Consider the following 19,667-nt stretch of genomic DNA (forward strand, 5'->3'; position numbering starts at 1 on the left):
TGATCGGTTAATGTTTTACAAATACTATTCCTTGAATGGAGGATTTACAAATGTCTAAAGACCAAATCTTGGAAGCCATTAAAGGCATGTCCGTTCTCGAACTGAACGATCTGGTAAAAGCAATTGAAGAAGAATTCGGCGTAACTGCTGCTGCTCCTGTAGCTGTAGTTGCTGGTGGCGGAGCAGAAGCTGCTGCTGAGCAAACTGAGTTCACTGTAAACCTGGTAAGCGGCGGCGCTTCCAAAATCAACGTAATCAAAGTTGTTCGCGAGCTGACTGGCTTGGGTCTGAAAGAAGCAAAAGACCTGGTAGACAACGCTCCAAAAACACTCAAAGAGGGCGTTTCCAAAGACGAAGCAGAAGCCCTCAAAGCAAAACTCGAAGAAGCTGGCGCTCAAGTAGAAGTAAAGTAAGTTAGCTTCCTTTAGGATATCCCCTTGCCTGCGGCAGGGGGATTTTCTATAAACTTTTGATGATAAAGGTTTATTTAAACGATGAGGAAGGGTGAATCACACGTGGCAGACCATTACTATACCAATCAACCGGGCGCTGCACATGATGAACAGCAATTTACGTTCAAGCTCCGTGGTAATGAATTTCGTTTCATAACGGATGCTGGCGTTTTTTCCCGAGACCGGATTGACTTTGGAAGTGTATTGCTCATCGAGAACATGGAGATCGACAGTCATGCGCGTGTGCTTGATGTGGGATGCGGGTATGGTCCGATGGGATTGACGGCTGCCAAGCTTGCTGATCATGGTCGGGTGACGATGATCGACGTGAACGAGCGTGCGGTTAACCTGGCTCGTCGTAATGCAGAAGCAAATGGTATTAAAAATGTTGAGGTTCGAGTGAGTGATGTCTACAACGGCGTACAAGGCGAGCAGTTTGATGTCATTCTGACCAATCCGCCTATTCGTGCGGGTAAGGAAATCGTTCATCGCATTTTTGTAGAAGGATACGACCTGTTAGTAGAAGGTGGAGAAATGTGGGTTGTCATTCAGAAGAAGCAAGGCGCCCCATCCGCATTGAAGAAGCTACAGGAAACGTACCGGGAAGTAATAGAGGTAGATCGGGAAAAAGGCTATCACATATTCAGGGCAATCAAATAAGCAAGAAGAAATCATTAGAAAAGTTTTCTTGACGCGAATAATTGAATGTGGTAGCATTATAAAATGTCAATATGGGATAAATGTCTATTTTTCAGCAATTCCCTGTCTGTCAAGCGTTTCTACTTTTTTCCTGAGATAGGAATGTTTGCGTGAAAACATGGGAATTCTTTTAAAATAGAGTTTCTCTGGGTTAAAAATGGTTGAAGCTGCTTTAACCCATTTTTATTTTTAGGCATTCGAATGCGACTGAAAGAAGTTGCCGAATGCCGAGTTTCTATGTGTGAAAACACAACCTGAGGGGTGAATAAGTTGGCAGGTAAAGTGATTCAAAGTGGCCGACACCGCCAGCGTCGTACGTATTCACGTATTAACGAAGTGCTGGGCCTTCCAAATCTCATCGAGATTCAACAAAAGTCCTACCAGTGGTTCCTTGATGAGGGGCTCCGTGAGATGTTCCAAGACATTTCGCCAATCCAGGACTTCACAGGTAATCTCGTGCTGGAGTTTATCGACTACAGCTTGGGAGAGCCGAAGTACGATGTTGACGAGTCGAAAGAACGTGACGTCACCTATGCGGCGCCTCTGCGTGTGAAGGTACGTTTGTTGAACAAAGAGACGGGAGAAGTGAAGGAACAAGAAGTATTCATGGGGGACTTCCCGCTCATGACCGAAACGGGAACCTTCATTATTAATGGTGCTGAGCGCGTTATTGTCAGCCAGCTTGTTCGTTCCCCCAGTGTATATTACAACACCAAAGTGGACAAAAACGGCAAGCAGACGTTTACAGCTACAGTAATCCCGAACCGGGGTGCTTGGCTGGAGCTGGAGACCGATGCGAAGGACGTTATTTATGTCCGCATCGACCGTACGCGAAAAATCCCGGTAACGGTTCTTTTGCGTGCGTTGGGCTTTGGTTCCGACATTGAGATTCTCAACTTGCTGGGTGAAGATGAATACATCAAGAACACGCTGGAAAAAGACAATACCGATTCTACGGAAAAAGCGCTCATTGAAATCTACGAGCGTCTTCGTCCGGGTGAGCCACCAACAGTCGAAAATGCGAAGAGCCTCTTGATCTCTCGTTTCTTCGACCCTAAGCGCTATGATTTGGCTTCTGTTGGTCGTTACAAAATGAACAAAAAGCTTCATTTGAAAAACCGTCTGTACAACCAACGTTTGGCTGAGACGCTGGTCGATACGACAACAGGTGAAATTTTTGCCGAAGCAGGTCAAATGATTGACCGTCGTGTCCTTGATCGCATCGTGCCAGCGCTGGAAGGAAACATCGGCTTTATCGATGTTCGTACGCATGGCGGTGTATTGGAAGATGAAGCGATTCATTTGCAATCTATCAATATTTTCTCTCCGATTGAGGATGGCAAGATCATCAAAGTAATCGGAAACGGAAATGTAGATAAGTCCTTCAAACATATTACGCCGGCGGATATCGTATCGGCGATCAACTATTTCATGAACCTCTTGCACGGTGTAGGTTCCACAGACGATATCGACCACTTGGGTAACCGTCGTCTGCGTTCCGTGGGTGAGCTTCTACAGAACCAATTCCGTATCGGTTTGTCCCGTATGGAACGTGTGGTTCGTGAGCGCATGTCCATCCAGGATCAAAACCAAATTACACCGCAAGCTCTCATTAACATCCGTCCAGTGATTGCATCACTGAAGGAGTTCTTTGGTAGCTCGCAGCTGTCTCAGTTCATGGATCAAACAAACCCATTGGCTGAGCTGACGCACAAACGCCGTCTGTCCGCACTCGGACCTGGTGGTTTGACGCGTGAGCGCGCGGGCTTCGAAGTGCGCGACGTTCACCATTCCCACTACGGTCGTATGTGTCCAATTGAGACGCCAGAGGGACCAAACATTGGTTTGATCAACTCCCTGTCGTCCTTTGCACGCATTAACGATTACGGATTCATTGAAACGCCTCGTCGTAAAGTAGATCCGGAAACGGGCTTCGTGTTGACTGATATCAGCTACTTGACTGCTGATGAGGAAGACGTGTTCAACGTGGCACAGGCGAATCAGCCACTTGATGAAGATGGTCGTTTCGTAAACGACATGGTAATCTGCCGTCGTAAAGGTGAGATCTTGAGCGTACCGCGCGACAAGGTAGACTTCATGGACGTATCTCCGAAGCAGGTTGTATCCGTAGCGACAGCGCTGATTCCGTTCCTCGAGAACGATGACGCCAACCGCGCACTGATGGGTTCAAACATGCAGCGGCAGGCCGTTCCGCTTTTGATTCCACAAGCACCGTTTGTCGGTACGGGTATGGAACATAAAGCAGCGCAAGACTCCGGCGTGGCGATCGTTGCCAAGCATCCGGGTCAAGTAGAGCGCGTAACGGCTCGCGAAATCTGGATTCGTCGTTACCAAGAAATCGACGGAAGAAAAGTTGCCGGCGATCTCGATAAATACAAAATGCACAAGTTTATCCGTTCCAACCAAGGTACCTGCATCAACCAGCGTCCAATTGTAAGCACTGGGGACTGGATTGAAAAAGGCGATATCATTGGGGACGGCCCATCCACTGAAAAAGGTGAATTGGCTCTCGGTCGTAACGTAATCGTTGCGTTTATGACGTGGGAAGGATACAACTACGAAGACGCGATTCTTCTGAGTGAAAAACTTGTAAAAGATGACGTGTATACGTCTATCCATATTGAAGAATACGAGTCCGAAGCTCGCGACACCAAGCTGGGTCCAGAGGAAATCACTCGCGATATTCCAAACGTTGGGGAAGATGCTCTGAAAAACCTGGACGAACGCGGTATCATCCGTGTTGGTGCGGAGATTCAGGACGGCGACATTCTCGTTGGTAAGGTTACACCTAAAGGGGTTACTGAGCTGACAGCAGAAGAACGCCTCCTGCATGCCATCTTCGGTGAAAAAGCTCGTGAAGTTCGTGATACATCCCTGCGCGTACCGCATGGTGGTTCCGGTATCATCGTAGACGTTAAAGTATTTACGCGTGAGAATGGCGACGAATTGCCACCAGGCGTAAACCAACTCGTTCGCGTTTACATCGCCCAAAAACGGAAAATCTCCGTGGGTGACAAAATGGCCGGTCGACATGGTAACAAAGGGGTTATCGCCCGCATCATGGCGGAAGAAGATATGCCGTTCCTGCCAGATGGCTCTCCAGTAGAGATCGTACTCAACCCGTTGGGCGTACCTTCGCGTATGAACATCGGTCAGGTATTGGAGACTCACTTGGGTATGGCGGCGAAGCTTCTGGGTATCCACGTAGCAACGCCGGTATTCGACGGTGCACGTCAGGCAGAAGTATTCGAAACGTTGGAAGAAGCAGGTCTGGATCGTGACGGAAAAACGATCTTGTTCGATGGTCGTACAGGTGAACCGTTTGACCGCCGTGTAACGGTAGGTTGCGTATACATGCTGAAACTGGCTCACTTGGTTGACGATAAAATCCATGCTCGTTCTACTGGTCCTTACTCTCTTGTTACGCAGCAGCCATTGGGTGGTAAAGCTCAATTCGGTGGACAGCGTTTCGGGGAGATGGAGGTTTGGGCATTGGAGGCATATGGTGCTGCCTACACCTTGCAAGAAATTCTCACTGTCAAGTCGGATGACGTCGTGGGCCGCGTGAAGACGTACGAAGCGATCGTTAAGGGCGAAAACGTTCCAGAACCAGGTGTTCCAGAGTCCTTCAAGGTATTGATCAAGGAACTCCAGAGCTTGGGTATGGACGTGAAGATTCTGTCCGGAGACGAGCAGGAGATTGAAATGCGTGAAATGGAAGACGAGGATGAAGGCAACGGTGAAAAACTGAACCTCGTTCTCGAAGGCGGAAGCTTGAACGACGAGTAAGATTCCGGTACCAAGGGAGGTAACGCCCTGTGATTGACGTGAACAACTTCGAATATATGAAGATCGGCTTGGCTTCCCCCGATAAGATCCGTTCGTGGTCTTTCGGGGAAGTGAAGAAGCCAGAGACGATCAACTACCGCACACTGAAACCGGAAAAAGACGGCTTGTTCTGTGAACGCATCTTTGGACCGACCAAGGACTGGGAATGCCATTGCGGTAAATACAAGCGTGTTCGTTATAAAGGTGTAGTGTGCGACCGTTGTGGCGTGGAAGTGACCCGCGCCAAAGTACGGCGTGAGCGCATGGGGCACATTGAACTGGCTGCCCCAGTTTCTCACATCTGGTACTTCAAAGGGATTCCGAGCCGTATGGGCTTGGTGCTCGACATGTCCCCTCGTTCCCTGGAGGAAGTAATCTACTTTGCTTCTTACGTAGTAACCGATCCAGGTGACACTCCTCTCGATAAAAAGCAATTGCTCTCCGAAAAAGAGTATCGCAACTATCGTGAGAAATACGGCCACTCCTTCCAAGCGATGATGGGAGCAGAAGCGATCAAGCGCCTGCTTGCTGAAATCGATCTGGATAAAGACGTGGAAACGTTAAAAGAAGATTTGAAAACGGCACAAGGCCAGCGTCGCAACCGTGCGATCAAGCGTCTGGAAGTGCTCGAGGCATTCCGCAACTCCGGTAACCACCCGGATTGGATGGTTCTCGACGTACTGCCGGTTATCCCGCCAGAGCTTCGTCCAATGGTTCAGTTGGATGGTGGACGTTTTGCCACTTCCGACCTGAATGACCTGTACCGCCGTGTAATCAACCGTAATAACCGTCTGAAGCGCCTGCTCGAACTGGGTGCTCCTGACATTATCGTACAAAACGAGAAACGCATGCTGCAGGAAGCAGTAGACGCGCTCATCGACAACGGTCGTCGTGGACGTCCGGTAACAGGACCAGGTAACCGTCCTTTGAAATCTCTCAGCCACATGCTGAAAGGTAAACAAGGTCGTTTCCGTCAAAACCTGCTCGGTAAGCGTGTTGACTACTCCGGTCGTTCCGTTATCGTTGTAGGACCTAACCTGAAGATGTATCAGTGCGGTTTGCCTAAAGAAATGGCACTAGAGCTCTTCAAACCGTTCGTGATGAAAGAGCTGGTTTCCAAAGGCCTCGCTCACAACATCAAGAGCGCAAAGCGCAAGGTTGAGCGCGTTCAGCCAGAGGTATGGGACGTTCTCGAGGACGTTATTCGCGAGCATCCGGTACTGTTGAACCGTGCCCCCACCTTGCACCGTCTGGGTATCCAGGCGTTCGAACCAGTTCTGGTTGAAGGCCGTGCGATCCGTCTGCATCCACTCGTTTGTACAGCGTACAACGCGGACTTTGACGGTGACCAAATGGCGGTTCACGTTCCGTTGTCTGCTGAGGCACAAGCAGAAGCACGTATCCTCATGCTGGCAGCGCAGAACATCTTGAACCCGAAAGACGGTAAACCGGTAGTAACACCATCCCAGGACATGGTGCTTGGTTCCTACTACCTGACACTGGAACGTGAGGGCGACAAAGGCGAGGGTACGATCTATCGCGATCCTCACGATGCGATTGCCGCTTATCAGCAAGGCTTTATCAGCCTGCATACGCGCATTGCTCTGCCAGCGAAACGCCTGAACAAAACCAGCTTTACTGAACGTCAAGAGAACGCGCTTCTCGTAACGACAGTAGGGAAAGTGATCTTCAACGAGATATTCCCTGCAGATCTGCCGTTCATCAATGCACCCACCAAGGCTAACCTGCAATTTATGGTTCCAGACGAGTGCTTTATCTTTGATAAAGGTACAAATGTTTCAGAGTTCATCAAGAACCTGCCTGACCCGGGTGCAGTAAAGAAAGGCTTCTTGGGAACGATCATTTCCGAGTGCTTCCGTCGCTTCGGTACGATGAAAACGTCCATGATTCTTGACAGAATCAAGGAACTGGGCTTCACGTACTCGACAAAAGCAGGTATCACGATTGCCGTAGCGGACATTGCGGTACCAGGAAAGAAAAAAGACATCCTCGACGCAGCGGATGAAAAGGTTGCAACTGTCATGACGCAGTTCCGTCGCGGTTTGATCACCGAAGACGAGCGCTATGACCGCGTAATCTCCATCTGGTCCAAAGCGAAGGATGAAGTAACAGACGTTTTGATGAAGTCCATGGATAAGTTCAATGCGATCTTCATGATGGCGAACTCCGGTGCCCGTGGTAACGTATCCCAGATCACTCAGCTGGCTGGTATGCGCGGTCTGATGGCAAACCCATCCGGTCGAATCATCGAGTTGCCGATTAAATCCAACTTCCGTGAAGGTCTGACGGTTTTGGAGTACTTTATCTCCACGCACGGTGCGCGTAAAGGTCTCGCCGATACAGCCTTGCGTACAGCGGACTCGGGTTACCTGACTCGTCGTCTGGTAGACGTTGCCCAAGACGTGATTGTACGCGAAACCGATTGCGGAACAGATAAAGGTATCCGTGTAACAGCGATCAAGGATGGTAAAGAAGAAATCGAGAAGCTGTCTGACCGTCTGGTAGGACGTACTTGCTTCGAGACTTTGCGCCACCCTGAGACAAAAGAAATTATCGTGCACCGCAATGAGGAGATCTCTGAAGAGGTTGCCGAGTATATCGAAAAAGTTGGAATCACTGACGTTTACATCCGTAACGTACTTGCTTGCCGCACCAGCCATGGTGTTTGCAAACTGTGCTACGGACGCAACCTGGCAACAGGAGCCGAGGTGGAAGTGGGAGAAGCAGTTGGTATTATCGCTGCTCAGTCCATTGGTGAGCCGGGTACCCAGCTGACCATGCGTACCTTCCATACCGGTGGGGTTGCGGGAGACGATATTACCCAAGGTTTGCCGCGTATTCAGGAGTTGTTCGAAGCGCGTAATCCGAAAGGGCAAGCAGTCATCTCCGAAATTGATGGTGAAGTTGTTGATATTCGCGAAGGGAAAGATCGTCGCGAGATCGAAGTACGTGGAGAAGCGGAGAACAAAGTGTATGCAGCACCGTATGGCTCACGCATCAAGGTTTCTGTTGGTGTCAAGCTGAATGCTGGTGACGAGCTCACGGAAGGTTCCGTAGACCCGAAAGAAATGCTCAAAGTTCGTGGTATGCGCGGCGTTTCCAACTACATCTTGCAAGAGGTACAAAAAGTTTACCGTATGCAAGGGGTAGAAATTAACGACAAGCACGTAGAGGTAATGATTCGTCAGATGCTGCGCAAATTGCGCGTTATCGACAGCGGAGATACAGACCTCTTGCCAGGTTCCTATGTAGAGGTTCCTGAATTTGAGCAAGCGAACGCTAAAGTTCTCATGGAAGGCAGAAATCCAGCAGTGGGCCGTCCGGTTCTTCTGGGGATCACCAAAGCATCCCTCGAAACCGACTCCTTCCTGTCGGCAGCATCCTTCCAGGAAACGACTCGCGTTCTTACCGATGCAGCGATCAAAGGAAAAGTGGACCGCTTGCTAGGTTTGAAAGAGAACGTTATTATCGGGAAGCTGGTTCCAGCAGGTACCGGTATGTCACGTTACCGCAATGTAAAAGTTGCTAGTCAAGTAGATTACGAAGCAGAGCTGGAAGCAGCGAAAGCTGAGCAAGAAGCAGTTTCTGTAGAGTAATGGCGGGAAAAGCGCCCATCACCGATTGGTGGGCGCTTTCCTAAATAAAAATATCAAATGGGCGTTGACAACAACTAGCCCACCTGATATTATATTCAAGTGTGCCTGACATCTGTACTTTGGAGGATATGAGAATCATGTCTTATGAAAAAGTAGAGCGGGCCAAGGACTTGACAATCGGCATTAAGCAGACGATCAAAGCTGTGGAAAACCAACAGGTAGAAGCGGTGTATATCGCTGTTGATGCAGATAAGCGTTTGACCCAAAAAGTCGAGCTCCTTTGCAAAGAGAAGGGTGTTCCAGTCATTCATGTAGATTCCATGTATCGCTTAGGCAAAGCGTGCGGAATTGAAGTGGGAGCGGCTACTGCTGCGATTAAAAAAAGTGGTTAACGATGTTTTTGTCAGCGGCTTACACGTTGCGTAATGCTGGACAAGGACTTTCTATTTGACCTAAAAATGACTCACCTGGATCTGTGGTCTTGAAGATTGGGTATTAAGAAGGGAGGTAACATCATGCCTACAATTAACCAATTGGTGCGTAAAGGTCGCGAGGATAAGGTTGTGAAGTCGAAGTCCCCAGCTCTTCAAAAGGGGTACAACAGCTTCAAGAAAAGCCAAACTAACCAAAGCTCTCCTCAAAAACGTGGTGTTTGCACTCGTGTAGGTACCATGACTCCGAAAAAACCGAACTCCGCGTTGCGTAAATACGCTCGTGTGCGTTTGACTAACGGAATCGAGGTAACAGCTTACATCGGTGGTATTGGCCACAACCTGCAAGAGCATAGCGTCGTGCTGGTGCGCGGCGGTCGTGTAAAAGACTTGCCAGGGGTACGCTACCATATCGTTCGTGGTGCTCTTGACACTGCTGGTGTGAACAACCGTAAACAAGGTCGTTCCAAATACGGTACTAAGCGTCCGAAGCCAGGTCAAGCAGCAGCGAAGAAGTAATAAAAAAACGCCTGTGAAGTGGCGTGAATTTATAACGAAAAGAAGGAGGGAATACGATGCCTCGTAAAGGTCCTGTAACCCGTCGTGACGTGCTGCCTGATCCTATTCACAACAGCAAGTTGGTTACTCGCTTGATTAACCGCCTGATGTTGGATGGTAAGCGTGGTGTAGCTCAGAACATTCTCTACAACGCATTTGACATCATCCAGGAGCGCACAGGTCGCAACCCGATGGAAGTGTTTGAAGAAGCACTGAAAAACGTAATGCCAGTACTGGAAGTTAAAGCTCGCCGTGTAGGTGGTGCTAACTACCAAGTACCAATCGAAGTAAAACCGGAGCGCCGTACCACTCTTGGCCTGCGTTGGATGGTTAACTACTCCCGTAACCGTGGAGAGAAAACCATGGAACAACGTCTTGCTAACGAGATCATGGACGCTGCTAACAACACCGGTGCAGCAGTTAAAAAGCGTGAAGACACGCACAAGATGGCTGAAGCGAACAAAGCGTTTGCTCACTATCGCTGGTAGGAATTGAATCGGGTGTCCGTATTGGATACCCGTTTATTCTCAAACTCGAGTATGGAAGGAGCATACCTAATGGCTCGCGAGTTCTCTTTGCCGAATACGCGTAATATCGGTATCATGGCTCACATCGATGCTGGTAAGACGACGACTACTGAGCGTATTCTGTTCTACACTGGTCGCGTTCATAAAATTGGTGAGGTGCACGAAGGTGCAGCTACCATGGACTGGATGGAACAAGAGCAAGAGCGTGGTATCACGATCACTTCGGCTGCTACTACTGCTCAATGGAATGGCCATCGAATCAACATTATCGATACGCCAGGCCACGTAGACTTCACTGTAGAAGTTGAGCGCTCCCTCCGCGTTCTTGACGGTGCTGTAACCGTTTTTGACGCAAAAGGTGGCGTTGAGCCGCAAACCGAAACCGTATGGCGCCAAGCTGACCGTTATGGCGTACCACGCATGTGCTACATCAACAAAATGGATATCATGGGTGCTAACTTTGATATGTGCTTGGGTCAGATCAAATCTCGCCTGGGTGCAAATCCAGTAGCGATCCAATATCCAATCGGTGCAGAAGATCAATTCAAAGGTATGGTTGACCTGATTGAAATGAAGGCAATCGTATATACTGATGACTTGGGTAAAACTTCTGACTCCGCTGAAATTCCTGCTGACATCCTGGCACGTTGCGAAGAACTTCGCATGGCTATGGTTGAAGCAGCTGCTGAACAAGACGAAGAGCTCATGATGAAGTACTTGGAAGGCGAAGAGCTGACCAACGACGAAATCCGTGCTGCTCTGCGTAAGGGTACTATCGAGTGCAAACTGACGCCGGTAATGTGCGGTTCTTCTTACAAGAACAAAGGTGTTCAGCCTATGCTGGACAACGTAGTTGCTTACCTGCCGTCTCCGGTAGATATCCCTGCAATTAAAGGTACATTGCCAGATACTGAAGATGAAGTTGATCGTCCAGCTGACGACAACGGTCCGTTCTCTGCTCTTGCGTTCAAGATCATGACTGACCCGTATGTTGGTCGTTTGACTTTCTTCCGCGTATACTCCGGTGTACTGAACTCCGGTTCTTACGTTCTCAACTCTACCAAGGGTAAACGTGAGCGCGTTGGCCGTATCCTGCAAATGCACGCAAACCACCGTGAAGAGATCACAACGGTTTACTCCGGTGACATTGCAGCAGCTGTAGGTTTGAAAGATACAACAACTGGTGATACTCTGTGTGATGAAAAGGCTCCAGTAATCCTTGAGTCTATGGACTTCCCAGAGCCAGTTATTTCTGTTGCGATCGAACCAAAATCCAAAGCAGACCAAGATAAGATGGGTATCGGCCTGTCCAAGCTTGCTGAAGAGGATCCAACGTTCAGAACTCGTACAGATGAAGAGACTGGTCAAACAATCATCTCTGGTATGGGTGAGCTTCACCTGGAGATTATCGTAGACCGTCTGAAACGCGAATTTAAAGTTGAGTCGAACGTTGGTGCTCCACAGGTTGCTTACCGTGAAACATTCCGTAACGCAGCGAAAGTGGAAGGTAAATTCGTTCGTCAGTCCGGTGGTCGTGGTCAATACGGTCACGTTTGGGTGGAATTCGCTCCACTCGAAGCTGGTCAAGGCTTCCAATTCGAAAACAAAATCGTTGGTGGTGTAGTACCACGCGAATACATCCCTGCTGTTCAAGCGGGTATCGAAGAGTCCATGAAAAATGGTGTTATCGCCGGTTTCCCGCTGGTTGATATCAAAGCTACTATCGTAGACGGTAGCTACCATGATGTTGACTCCAACGAGATGGCATTTAAAGTAGCGGGTTCCCTCGCATTGAAGGAAGCTGCGAAAAAATGTGGCGCTGTACTACTCGAGCCAATCATGAAAGTAGAAGTTACAATGCCAGAAGAGTACATGGGCGACGTTATGGGCGACCTGAACTCCCGCCGCGGTCGTATCGAAGGTATGGAAGCTCGTGCAAATGCACAAGTAATCCGTGCAATGGTACCACTGTCCGAGATGTTTGGTTACTCCACAATTCTTCGTTCCCGTACCCAAGGCCGTGGCGTTTACTCCATGGTGATCGACCACTACGAAGAAGTACCTAAATTTATCGCTGAAGAGATCATCAAGAAATCTAAAGGCGAATAATTACAGGTTACAGCTTTATCTTGCAATCAGAAAGGTTTACAATATGGAAGGGACAACCATTCGTAAGGTAAACCTTTCTTCAAACCATAAAACCCTTATCTATAAGGAGGCTTTTCTCTCATGGCTAAAGCGAAATTTGAGCGTAATAAACCACACGTTAACATTGGTACCATCGGTCACGTTGACCATGGTAAAACTACCCTGACTGCTGCTATCACAACTGTTTTGGCACAAACAGGTCAAGCACAAGCAATGAACTATGCATCTATCGACGCTGCTCCAGAAGAAAAAGAGCGCGGTATCACTATCAACACTGCTCACGTTGAGTATGAAACTGAAAACCGTCACTATGCTCACGTTGACTGCCCTGGTCACGCGGACTATGTGAAAAACATGATTACTGGTGCTGCTCAAATGGACGGCGCGATCCTGGTTGTATCCGCAGCTGATGGCCCTATGCCACAAACTCGCGAGCACATCCTGCTCTCCAAACAAGTAGGCGTACCTTACATCGTAGTATTCATGAACAAATGCGACATGGTAGACGATGAAGAGTTGTTGGAACTGGTTGAAATGGAAATCCGTGACCTGTTGTCTCAATATGAGTTCCCAGGTGACGACACTCCAGTAATCAAAGGTTCTGCTAAAGAAGCTTTGGACAACCCAACTGGTGAGTGGGCTAAGAAAATTGGCGAACTGATGGAAGCTGTTGACAGCTACATCCCAACTCCTGAGCGTGCAACTGACAAGCCGTTCCTGATGCCTGTAGAGGACGTGTTCACGATCACTGGTCGTGGTACTGTTGCTACTGGTCGTGTAGAGCGCGGTATCGTTAAAGTTGGTGACCAAGTAGAAATCATTGGTCTGGCTGAAGAAACTAAAAACACAACTGTAACTGGTGTTGAGATGTTCCGCAAATTGCTGGATCAAGCTCAAGCTGGTGACAACATCGGTGCTCTGCTGCGCGGTGTAGACCGTAACGACATCGAGCGTGGACAATGCTTGGCGAAACCAGGTTCCGTTAAGCCTTACACTAAGTTCAAAGCAGAAGTTTACGTTCTGTCCAAAGAAGAGGGCGGACGTCACACTCCTTTCTTTGCTAACTACCGTCCACAATTCTACTTCCGTACAACTGACGTAACAGGTATCATCCAACTGCCAGAAGGCGTTGAAATGATCATGCCTGGCGACAACACTGAGTTCACTGTAGAACTGATCGCTCCAGTAGCGATGGAACAAGGTACTCGCTTCGCGATCCGCGAAGGTGGCCGTACAGTAGGCGCTGGCGTTGTAGCTTCTATCGACGCGTAAGATATACGGATATACAAAACCCGACAACTTTGGTTGTCGGGTTTTTTTATGTGCATTTATCGAACTTTTAAATAACTCCCATCAAAATCATTCAATTTGCCTCTCGAAGCAATATGCTACAATACCATCAGGATTGGATGGGGGATATCAGAGATGAAAAATAATGAGCGATTATTGTTTCTTATGCTTGCAGGTGTTGTCACACTATGGGGCTTGAATGTCGTTATGGTCAAGTATTTAACAACGTTTCCTCCATTATATGTCGCGGCTATACGCATGACTGTCGGTGGAATCTGTTTATCGCCACTCATCTTCTTATACCGAAAGAGTTTGCGATTCAGCAAAACAGATTGGTTCTTATTGGCCGGAGTCGGTGCTAGTTCTATCGCACTTCATCAAATAACGCTTGCGGCCGGTGTTCAATACACGACAGCAGGAAATGCTTCGCTTATTCTTGGATTAAATCCGTTGGCAACGGCACTCTTGGCGATGCTTTTCTTAGGGGAAGGCATGTCGTTGAAAAAAGGACTTGGGATTGGAATGGGTTTTGCAGGAGTGTTGATTGTCGTCATCTCTCAGCACGGCGGCCTTCATATGAATGGTTGGGGAGATGCCATAATGTTTTTCTCCATGCTCATGTATGTGACAGGTGGTTTACTCATTCGGAAATTGGTTGTAAGAGGTGTACCGGTACTTTTAATTACGGCTTTATCGCAAATGTTTGGGGTCATCTTCTTGTGGGGAGTCGCATTGACTGTTCAACCAGCTTCCTATTATCTTTCTTTGGACGTTTCATCCTTCCAATGGCTTGTAATTTTTGCTTCAGGTGCGCTATCAACTGCGCTTGGCTCGATCGGCTGGAATTACGGGATACGTCAGCTGGGAGCGAGTCGAACAGCTGTTTTCTTAAATGGAATGCCGATGGCCAGTTTGGTATTTGCAGCGATATTTCTGGGAGAAAGCCTTCAACTCGTACACTTACTAGCATTGTGTATGATCGTAGGCGGTGTATATTTAGGATCGCGTAGCTTGGTGAGACCCAAAACTACTCGTGCAGCAGCAACCTCTGATATAACAACAAAAGCGTAGGACACTCAATTGTCCTACGCTTTTTCTTATTGATCCCACTTATTGACCATATGGTGAGCAGTTAAACGCAAGCGATCAAAGATTTGCTTCCGAATTTCGCCATCTAGTCCTGTCAGATCCATGGCTCTATCCATACAAGAGAGCCAAGCCTCTGCCTGTACAGGTCCAATAGGGAACGGCATGTGTCGCGCTCGCAGCATCGGATGACCGTGTGCGTCTGAATACAGGCTTGGACCACCGAGAAACTGTGTCAAAAACTGATACTGACGTTCCTTCACGTGGGTTAAATCTTCCGGAAAGAGGTCGGTAATGTCGGGATGCTGCTTTACCAGATCATAAAAGGTATCGACAAGACGGGCCAAAGTATCTGCACCGCCAATGATTTCATAAGGGGTTTGATTCACATCAGACATTGAGGTAAACCTCCATTTCATAACGATTACAACCATAAGTATAACGTCTTCCTTCTATTATAGATAGATGACCCGACGAGTTGGCAGGTAATCCCGCTTGCCTTCTTTCACGGAAATCTGTAATATTGTCAAGGTGAGCCATTCAGTAGGCACACCATGTACAAAAAATTATGCGGAAACCCAAGAAAAAACTTGCGTTGCCCAAATCTTTTTAGTACAATATTGAATGTTGGTCATGGACTTGCGATGATGTGGGAGGTTGCTGACACACCCGGCCCCTTTGCCATGACCGGGGTGCAGGATATTTCCACGGAGAAATGTCTGTTTAAAAAATGGGCGAAAAAGGAGGGACTTCAATGGCAAAGCAAAAGATTCGTATTCGTTTGAAAGCGTATGATCACAAAATCCTGGATCAGTCCGCAGAAAAAATTGTGGACACTGCGAAGCGTTCCGGTGCTAACGTATCCGGTCCGATTCCACTCCCTACGGAGAAAGCAGTTTACACGATCCTGCGTGCGGTTCATAAGTACAAAGATTCTCGCGAGCAATTCGAGATGCGTACACACAAACGTTTGATCGACATCTTGAACCCAACACCACAAACAGTAGATGCTTTGATGCGTCTGGATCTGCCATCTGGTGTGGACATCGAGATTAAACTGTAAGGTCCCAAAAAGCGATACACGCGCAGACGTTGTCTTGATAAGCGTGTTATACCAAGCAACAAACCCTTAAAATGGCACCCCTGCGCATCGATGGGGACTTGATACAACATAAAAAGCGTTTTACTGAAATAAGCACAGGAGGTGGCACAAATGACCAAAGGAATCTTAGGGAAAAAACTTGGCATGACTCAAGTTTTTGGTCCAAACGGAACAGCGACTGCTGTAACGGTTATCGAAGTAGGTTCCAACGTAGTTCTCCAGAAGAAAGACGTTGAGACTGACGGTTATGAAGCAATTCAAATCGGTTTCGAAGACAAAAAAGAACAGCGCGCTAACAAGCCGGAAAAAGGACATGCAGCGAAAGCTAATACTGCTCCTAAGCGCTTCATTCGCGAAATTCGCGGAGTTAACCTCGCTGATTACGAGGTTGGTCAAGAGTTGAAAGCTGACATTTTTGCCGAGGGAGAAATGGTGGACGTAGCTGGCGTATCCAAGGGTAAAGGTTTCCAAGGTGCGATCAAACGTCACAATCAATCCCGCGGTCCTATGGCTCACGGTTCGCGTTACCACCGCGGTCCAGGTTCCATGGGTGCTGTAGCTCCAAACCGCGTATTTAAAGGTCAAACCCTGCCAGGTCAAATGGGTGGCGACAATGTTACCATTCAAAACCTGGAAGTAATTAAAGTAGATACAGAACGTAACCTGGTTCTCGTAAAAGGCTCCGTGCCTGGTCCGAAAAACAGCTGCGTACTGGTATCCACGGCAGTCAAGAAGAACTAGTAAGGAAAGGAGGAACTGACATGCCGAAAGTAGCTCTTTATAACCAAACCGGTTCTCAAGTTGGCGAAATCGATCTGGCAGACAGCGTATTTGGTATCGAGCCTAACAGCGCAGTTCTGTACGATGCGATCGTGATGCAACAAGCATCCCAACGCCAAGGTACACATGATGTAAAGAACCGTTCTGAAGTACGTGGTGGTGGCCGCAAGCCATGGCGCCAAAAAGGTACAGGTCGTGCACGCCAAGGTTCCATTCGCTCTCCGCAATGGAAAGGTGGCGGTGTTGTATTCGGTCCAACTCCGCGCAAATACGGTTACAAACTGAACCGTAAAGTTCGCCGTTTGGCTCTGAAATCTGCACTTTCCACGAAAGTACAAAACAACGAACTCCTGGTATTGGAAGCTTTGAACTTCGCAGCTCCTAAAACTAAGGAAATGACAGCTGTTCTGAGCAGCTTGAAAGTAGATCGCAAAGTTCTGATCGTTACTTCCGAGTACGACCAAAACGTAGCGCTCGCTTCCCGTAACATCCCAGGTGCAAAAATCGTAGATGCTGCAGGCATTAACGTTCTTGATCTGGTAGCGCATGACAAAGTAATCGTGACGAAAGAAGCGGTTGCGAAAGTAGAGGAGGTGCTCGCATAATGAAGAGCCTTCATGATGTCCTTAAACGCCCTGTCATTACCGAGCGCACCACTGATATGATGGCTGAGAAGAAGTACGTTTTCGAAGTACCTCTGAAAGCTAACAAAACAGAAATCAAACAAGCTGTTGAAAAAGTATTTGGCGTAAAAGTAGAAGCAGTTAACACAGTTCGTGTACCTGCGAAACCAAAACGCTACGGAAAATACTCCGGTTACACGTCCGAGTGGAAGAAAGCAATCGTTAAGCTGACTGATGACAGCAAAGAATTGGCCTTCTACGAGGGAGTATAACCTCGACGACTACCGAAAAGGAGGGTATTAACATGGGTATCAAAAAGTTTAAACCGACTTCTCCTGGTCGTCGCCAAATGACGGTTTCTACTTTCGAGGAGATCACCACGTCGACTCCCGAAAAATCCTTGTTGGCGCCTCTCAGCAAAAAAGCTGGTCGCAACAACCAAGGTAGAATTACCGTTCGTCATCAAGGTGGCGGTCATAAACGTAAATACCGTATTATTGACTTCAAACGTAACAAAGATGGTATCATTGGTCGCGTAGCAACCATTGAATACGATCCAAACCGTTCCGCTAACATCGCGCTGATCAACTATGCAGACGGTGAAAAGCGTTACATTATCGCTCCACACAACCTGAAAGTGGGCGACCAGATCGTATCCGGAGCAGATGCCGACATCAAAATCGGTAACGCACTGCCAATGGAGAAAATCCCGGTAGGTACTACCATCCACAACATCGAGCTGAAACCTGGTAAAGGCGGCCAATTGGTGCGCGCTGCTGGTACATCTGCTCAATTGCTTGGTCGTGATGGTGAGTTCGTAATCGTTCGCCTGTCTTCCGGTGAAACTCGCCGCATTCACAACGTATGCCGCGCTACTATCGGTCAAGTAGGTAACCTGGATCACGAACTGCTGAACATCGGTAAAGCAGGACGTTCCCGCTGGTTGGGTATCCGTCCAACTGTTCGCGGTAGCGTAATGAACCCGAACGATCACCCACACGGTGGTGGTGAAGGTCGCGCTCCAATCGGTCGTAAGGCTCCTGTTACTCCTTGGGGTAAACCAACCCTGGGTCTCAAGACTCGCAAGAAGAAGAACAAGTCCGACCAATACATCATCCGCCGCCGCAAGAAATAAGGTAGGCTGATACTATAACCGAACGCCTTTGGCGAAGGGAGGTTCACTAATGGGACGTAGCTTAAAAAAGGGTCCTTTCGTGGATGACCACTTGATGAAAAAAGTTGACGAGCAAAATGAAAAGAACGAGAAACGCGTGATCAAAACTTGGTCTCGCCGTTCCACCATCTTCCCTGATTTCGTAGGACATACGTTTGCAGTTTACGATGGCCGCAAACATGTACCAGTATACGTATCGGAAGACATGGTTGGTCATAAATTGGGTGAATTCGCACCAACTCGTACCTTCAAGGGTCACGTCGACAACGACAAGAAGTCCAAGAAGCGCTAATTTTCTCTTGACAGAGAGGAGGTACAAAGATGGAAGCAAAAGCAGTTGCACGCAACATTCGCATCGCGTCTCGTAAAGTCCGCCTGGTGGTAGACTTGATCAGAGGCAAGCAAGTAGGTGAAGCTTTGGCGATCTTGAAACACACGCCAAAGGCAGCTTCTCCAGTTGTTGAAAAACTCCTGAAGTCGGCTATTGCAAACGCTGAGCACAACTACGAGATGGATCCAAACAGCCTCGTAGTGGGTAAAATCTTCGTAGACCAAGGTCCTACGTTGAAGCGTTTCCGTCCGCGCGCTATGGGTCGCGCTAGCCGCATCCATAAACGCACGAGCCACATCACAGTGGTACTAAACGAGAAATAAGGAGGGATTACGTGTGGGTCAAAAGGTAAGCCCGGTAGGTCTTCGGATCGGTGTCATTCGTGACTGGGAGTCCAAATGGTACGCTGACAAGGACTTCGCAACTCTGTTGCACGAAGACTTGAAAATCCGCAAGTATGTAAAAGGGCGTCTGAAAGATGCTGCTGTATCCACGATCGAAATCGAACGCGCAGCTAATCGCGTGAACGTTACGATTCACACCGCTAAGCCTGGTATGGTAATTGGTAAAGGTGGTTCAGAGGTTGAAACTCTGCGCAAAACCCTGACTGATCTGACTGGCAAACGCGTTCATATCAATATCAACGAAATCAAACGTCCGGATCTGGATGCTACTCTGGTAGCTGAAAATATTGCACGCCAATTGGAAAACCGCATTTCTTTCCGCCGTGCGCAAAAGCAATCGATCACTCGTACGCTGCGCTCTGGTGCTAAAGGTATCAAAACCTTGGTAAGCGGTCGTCTTGGCGGCGCGGACATCGCACGTTCTGAAGGTTACAGCGAAGGTACTGTTCCACTTCACACATTGCGCGCTGACATCGACTACGGTACTGCTGAAGCACATACCACTTATGGTCGCATCGGTGTTAAAGTGTGGATCTATCGTGGAGAAGTCCTTCCAGCGAGAAAGAACGTCGCTACTGAGGAAGGAGGCAAGTAAT

The 19,667-nt window shown here is 48.3% G+C and carries 19 protein-coding genes; 18 read left to right on the forward strand and 1 reads right to left on the reverse strand.

Annotated features, from left to right (window positions below):
* Positions 1-50 precede the first annotated feature (50 nt).
* The 10 genes from rplL (at position 51) to FO446_RS01370 (ending at position 14,642) form a co-directional block, all read left to right on the forward strand.
* Complete coding sequence (gene rplL / locus FO446_RS01325; RefSeq protein WP_007716218.1) at positions 51-413, forward strand: 50S ribosomal protein L7/L12; 363 nt, start codon at positions 51-53, stop codon at positions 411-413.
* Positions 414-515: 102 nt separating this feature from the next.
* Positions 516-1,112, forward strand: coding sequence for a class I SAM-dependent methyltransferase (locus tag FO446_RS01330; RefSeq protein ID WP_173612323.1), 597 nt, complete (start codon positions 516-518; stop codon positions 1,110-1,112).
* Positions 1,113-1,421: 309 nt separating this feature from the next.
* Positions 1,422-4,961 carry a DNA-directed RNA polymerase subunit beta gene (gene rpoB / locus FO446_RS01335; RefSeq protein WP_173612324.1) on the forward strand — a complete coding sequence of 1,180 codons (3,540 nt, stop codon included), beginning with the start codon at positions 1,422-1,424 and terminating at the stop codon, positions 4,959-4,961.
* A gap of 29 nt (positions 4,962-4,990) precedes the next feature.
* Complete coding sequence (rpoC, locus tag FO446_RS01340; RefSeq protein WP_173612325.1) at positions 4,991-8,617, forward strand: DNA-directed RNA polymerase subunit beta'; 3,627 nt, start codon at positions 4,991-4,993, stop codon at positions 8,615-8,617.
* Between the two features lie 137 nt (positions 8,618-8,754).
* A complete protein-coding gene (locus FO446_RS01345; protein WP_173612326.1) occupies positions 8,755-9,009 on the forward strand; it encodes a 50S ribosomal protein L7ae-like protein in 255 nt (84 codons plus the stop codon).
* Between the two features lie 123 nt (positions 9,010-9,132).
* A complete protein-coding gene (gene rpsL / locus FO446_RS01350; protein ID WP_012683978.1) occupies positions 9,133-9,567 on the forward strand; it encodes a 30S ribosomal protein S12 in 435 nt (144 codons plus the stop codon).
* A 56-nt stretch (positions 9,568-9,623) separates the two neighbouring features.
* On the forward strand, positions 9,624-10,094 hold the full coding sequence (gene rpsG / locus FO446_RS01355) for a 30S ribosomal protein S7 (protein WP_007716226.1): 471 nt from the start codon (positions 9,624-9,626) through the stop codon (positions 10,092-10,094).
* Between the two features lie 69 nt (positions 10,095-10,163).
* Complete coding sequence (gene fusA, locus FO446_RS01360; protein WP_088910283.1) at positions 10,164-12,242, forward strand: elongation factor G; 2,079 nt, start codon at positions 10,164-10,166, stop codon at positions 12,240-12,242.
* A gap of 120 nt (positions 12,243-12,362) precedes the next feature.
* A complete protein-coding gene (tuf, locus tag FO446_RS01365; protein ID WP_012683980.1) occupies positions 12,363-13,553 on the forward strand; it encodes an elongation factor Tu in 1,191 nt (396 codons plus the stop codon).
* A gap of 153 nt (positions 13,554-13,706) precedes the next feature.
* Positions 13,707-14,642: a DMT family transporter gene (locus FO446_RS01370; RefSeq protein WP_173612327.1), complete on the forward strand. Its 936-nt coding sequence runs from the start codon at positions 13,707-13,709 to the stop codon at positions 14,640-14,642.
* 26 nt (positions 14,643-14,668) lie between these two features.
* Here FO446_RS01370 and FO446_RS01375 read toward each other — a convergent pair whose 3' ends face one another.
* Positions 14,669-15,055 carry a globin domain-containing protein gene (locus FO446_RS01375; RefSeq protein ID WP_173612328.1) on the reverse strand — a complete coding sequence of 129 codons (387 nt, stop codon included), beginning with the start codon at positions 15,053-15,055 and terminating at the stop codon, positions 14,669-14,671.
* Between the two features lie 356 nt (positions 15,056-15,411).
* On the opposite strand from FO446_RS01375, the gene rpsJ reads away from it, so the two are divergent.
* The 8 genes from rpsJ (at position 15,412) to rpsC (ending at position 19,666) form a co-directional block, all read left to right on the forward strand.
* Positions 15,412-15,720: a 30S ribosomal protein S10 gene (rpsJ, locus tag FO446_RS01380; RefSeq protein WP_005828858.1), complete on the forward strand. Its 309-nt coding sequence runs from the start codon at positions 15,412-15,414 to the stop codon at positions 15,718-15,720.
* 150 nt (positions 15,721-15,870) lie between these two features.
* Complete coding sequence (gene rplC / locus FO446_RS01385) at positions 15,871-16,500, forward strand: 50S ribosomal protein L3 (RefSeq protein ID WP_012683983.1); 630 nt, start codon at positions 15,871-15,873, stop codon at positions 16,498-16,500.
* 20 nt (positions 16,501-16,520) lie between these two features.
* Complete coding sequence (gene rplD, locus FO446_RS01390; RefSeq protein ID WP_016742844.1) at positions 16,521-17,144, forward strand: 50S ribosomal protein L4; 624 nt, start codon at positions 16,521-16,523, stop codon at positions 17,142-17,144.
* Positions 17,144-17,434, forward strand: coding sequence for a 50S ribosomal protein L23 (rplW, locus tag FO446_RS01395; RefSeq protein ID WP_007716243.1), 291 nt, complete (start codon positions 17,144-17,146; stop codon positions 17,432-17,434). The genes rplD and rplW overlap by 1 nt, the downstream gene beginning before the upstream one ends.
* 32 nt (positions 17,435-17,466) lie before the next feature.
* Entirely contained in the window at positions 17,467-18,297 is an 831-nt protein-coding gene (rplB, locus tag FO446_RS01400; protein WP_012683985.1) for a 50S ribosomal protein L2, read from the forward strand.
* A 49-nt stretch (positions 18,298-18,346) separates the two neighbouring features.
* Positions 18,347-18,628 (forward strand): 30S ribosomal protein S19, encoded by a 282-nt coding sequence (gene rpsS, locus FO446_RS01405; RefSeq protein WP_007716246.1) that lies wholly within the window; start codon positions 18,347-18,349, stop codon positions 18,626-18,628.
* A 29-nt stretch (positions 18,629-18,657) separates the two neighbouring features.
* Complete coding sequence (gene rplV, locus FO446_RS01410; RefSeq protein WP_047074707.1) at positions 18,658-18,990, forward strand: 50S ribosomal protein L22; 333 nt, start codon at positions 18,658-18,660, stop codon at positions 18,988-18,990.
* Positions 18,991-19,003: 13 nt separating this feature from the next.
* Positions 19,004-19,666, forward strand: coding sequence for a 30S ribosomal protein S3 (gene rpsC / locus FO446_RS01415; protein ID WP_012683987.1), 663 nt, complete (start codon positions 19,004-19,006; stop codon positions 19,664-19,666).
* Position 19,667: the final 1 nt, after the last annotated feature.

Source organism: Brevibacillus brevis, assembly GCF_022026395.1.
In the GTDB taxonomy this organism is placed as follows: Bacteria; Bacillota; Bacilli; order Brevibacillales; family Brevibacillaceae; genus Brevibacillus.

Excerpts from the sequence above, each read along its gene's own strand:
- rplL (WP_007716218.1), top strand. The coding sequence starts at position 51 with ATGTCTAAAGACCAAATCTTGGAAGCCATTAAAGGCATGTCCGTTCTC.
- FO446_RS01345 (WP_173612326.1), top strand. The coding sequence starts at position 8,755 with ATGTCTTATGAAAAAGTAGAGCGGGCCAAGGACTTGACAATCGGCATT.
- rpsL (WP_012683978.1), top strand. The coding sequence starts at position 9,133 with ATGCCTACAATTAACCAATTGGTGCGTAAAGGTCGCGAGGATAAGGTT.
- rpsG (WP_007716226.1), top strand. The coding sequence starts at position 9,624 with ATGCCTCGTAAAGGTCCTGTAACCCGTCGTGACGTGCTGCCTGATCCT.
- fusA (WP_088910283.1), top strand. The coding sequence starts at position 10,164 with ATGGCTCGCGAGTTCTCTTTGCCGAATACGCGTAATATCGGTATCATG.
- tuf (WP_012683980.1), top strand. The coding sequence starts at position 12,363 with ATGGCTAAAGCGAAATTTGAGCGTAATAAACCACACGTTAACATTGGT.
- FO446_RS01370 (WP_173612327.1), top strand. The coding sequence starts at position 13,707 with ATGAAAAATAATGAGCGATTATTGTTTCTTATGCTTGCAGGTGTTGTC.
- FO446_RS01375 (WP_173612328.1), bottom strand. The coding sequence starts at position 15,055 with ATGTCTGATGTGAATCAAACCCCTTATGAAATCATTGGCGGTGCAGAT.
- rpsJ (WP_005828858.1), top strand. The coding sequence starts at position 15,412 with ATGGCAAAGCAAAAGATTCGTATTCGTTTGAAAGCGTATGATCACAAA.
- rplC (WP_012683983.1), top strand. The coding sequence starts at position 15,871 with ATGACCAAAGGAATCTTAGGGAAAAAACTTGGCATGACTCAAGTTTTT.
- rplD (WP_016742844.1), top strand. The coding sequence starts at position 16,521 with ATGCCGAAAGTAGCTCTTTATAACCAAACCGGTTCTCAAGTTGGCGAA.
- rplW (WP_007716243.1), top strand. The coding sequence starts at position 17,144 with ATGAAGAGCCTTCATGATGTCCTTAAACGCCCTGTCATTACCGAGCGC.
- rplB (WP_012683985.1), top strand. The coding sequence starts at position 17,467 with ATGGGTATCAAAAAGTTTAAACCGACTTCTCCTGGTCGTCGCCAAATG.
- rpsS (WP_007716246.1), top strand. The coding sequence starts at position 18,347 with ATGGGACGTAGCTTAAAAAAGGGTCCTTTCGTGGATGACCACTTGATG.
- rplV (WP_047074707.1), top strand. The coding sequence starts at position 18,658 with ATGGAAGCAAAAGCAGTTGCACGCAACATTCGCATCGCGTCTCGTAAA.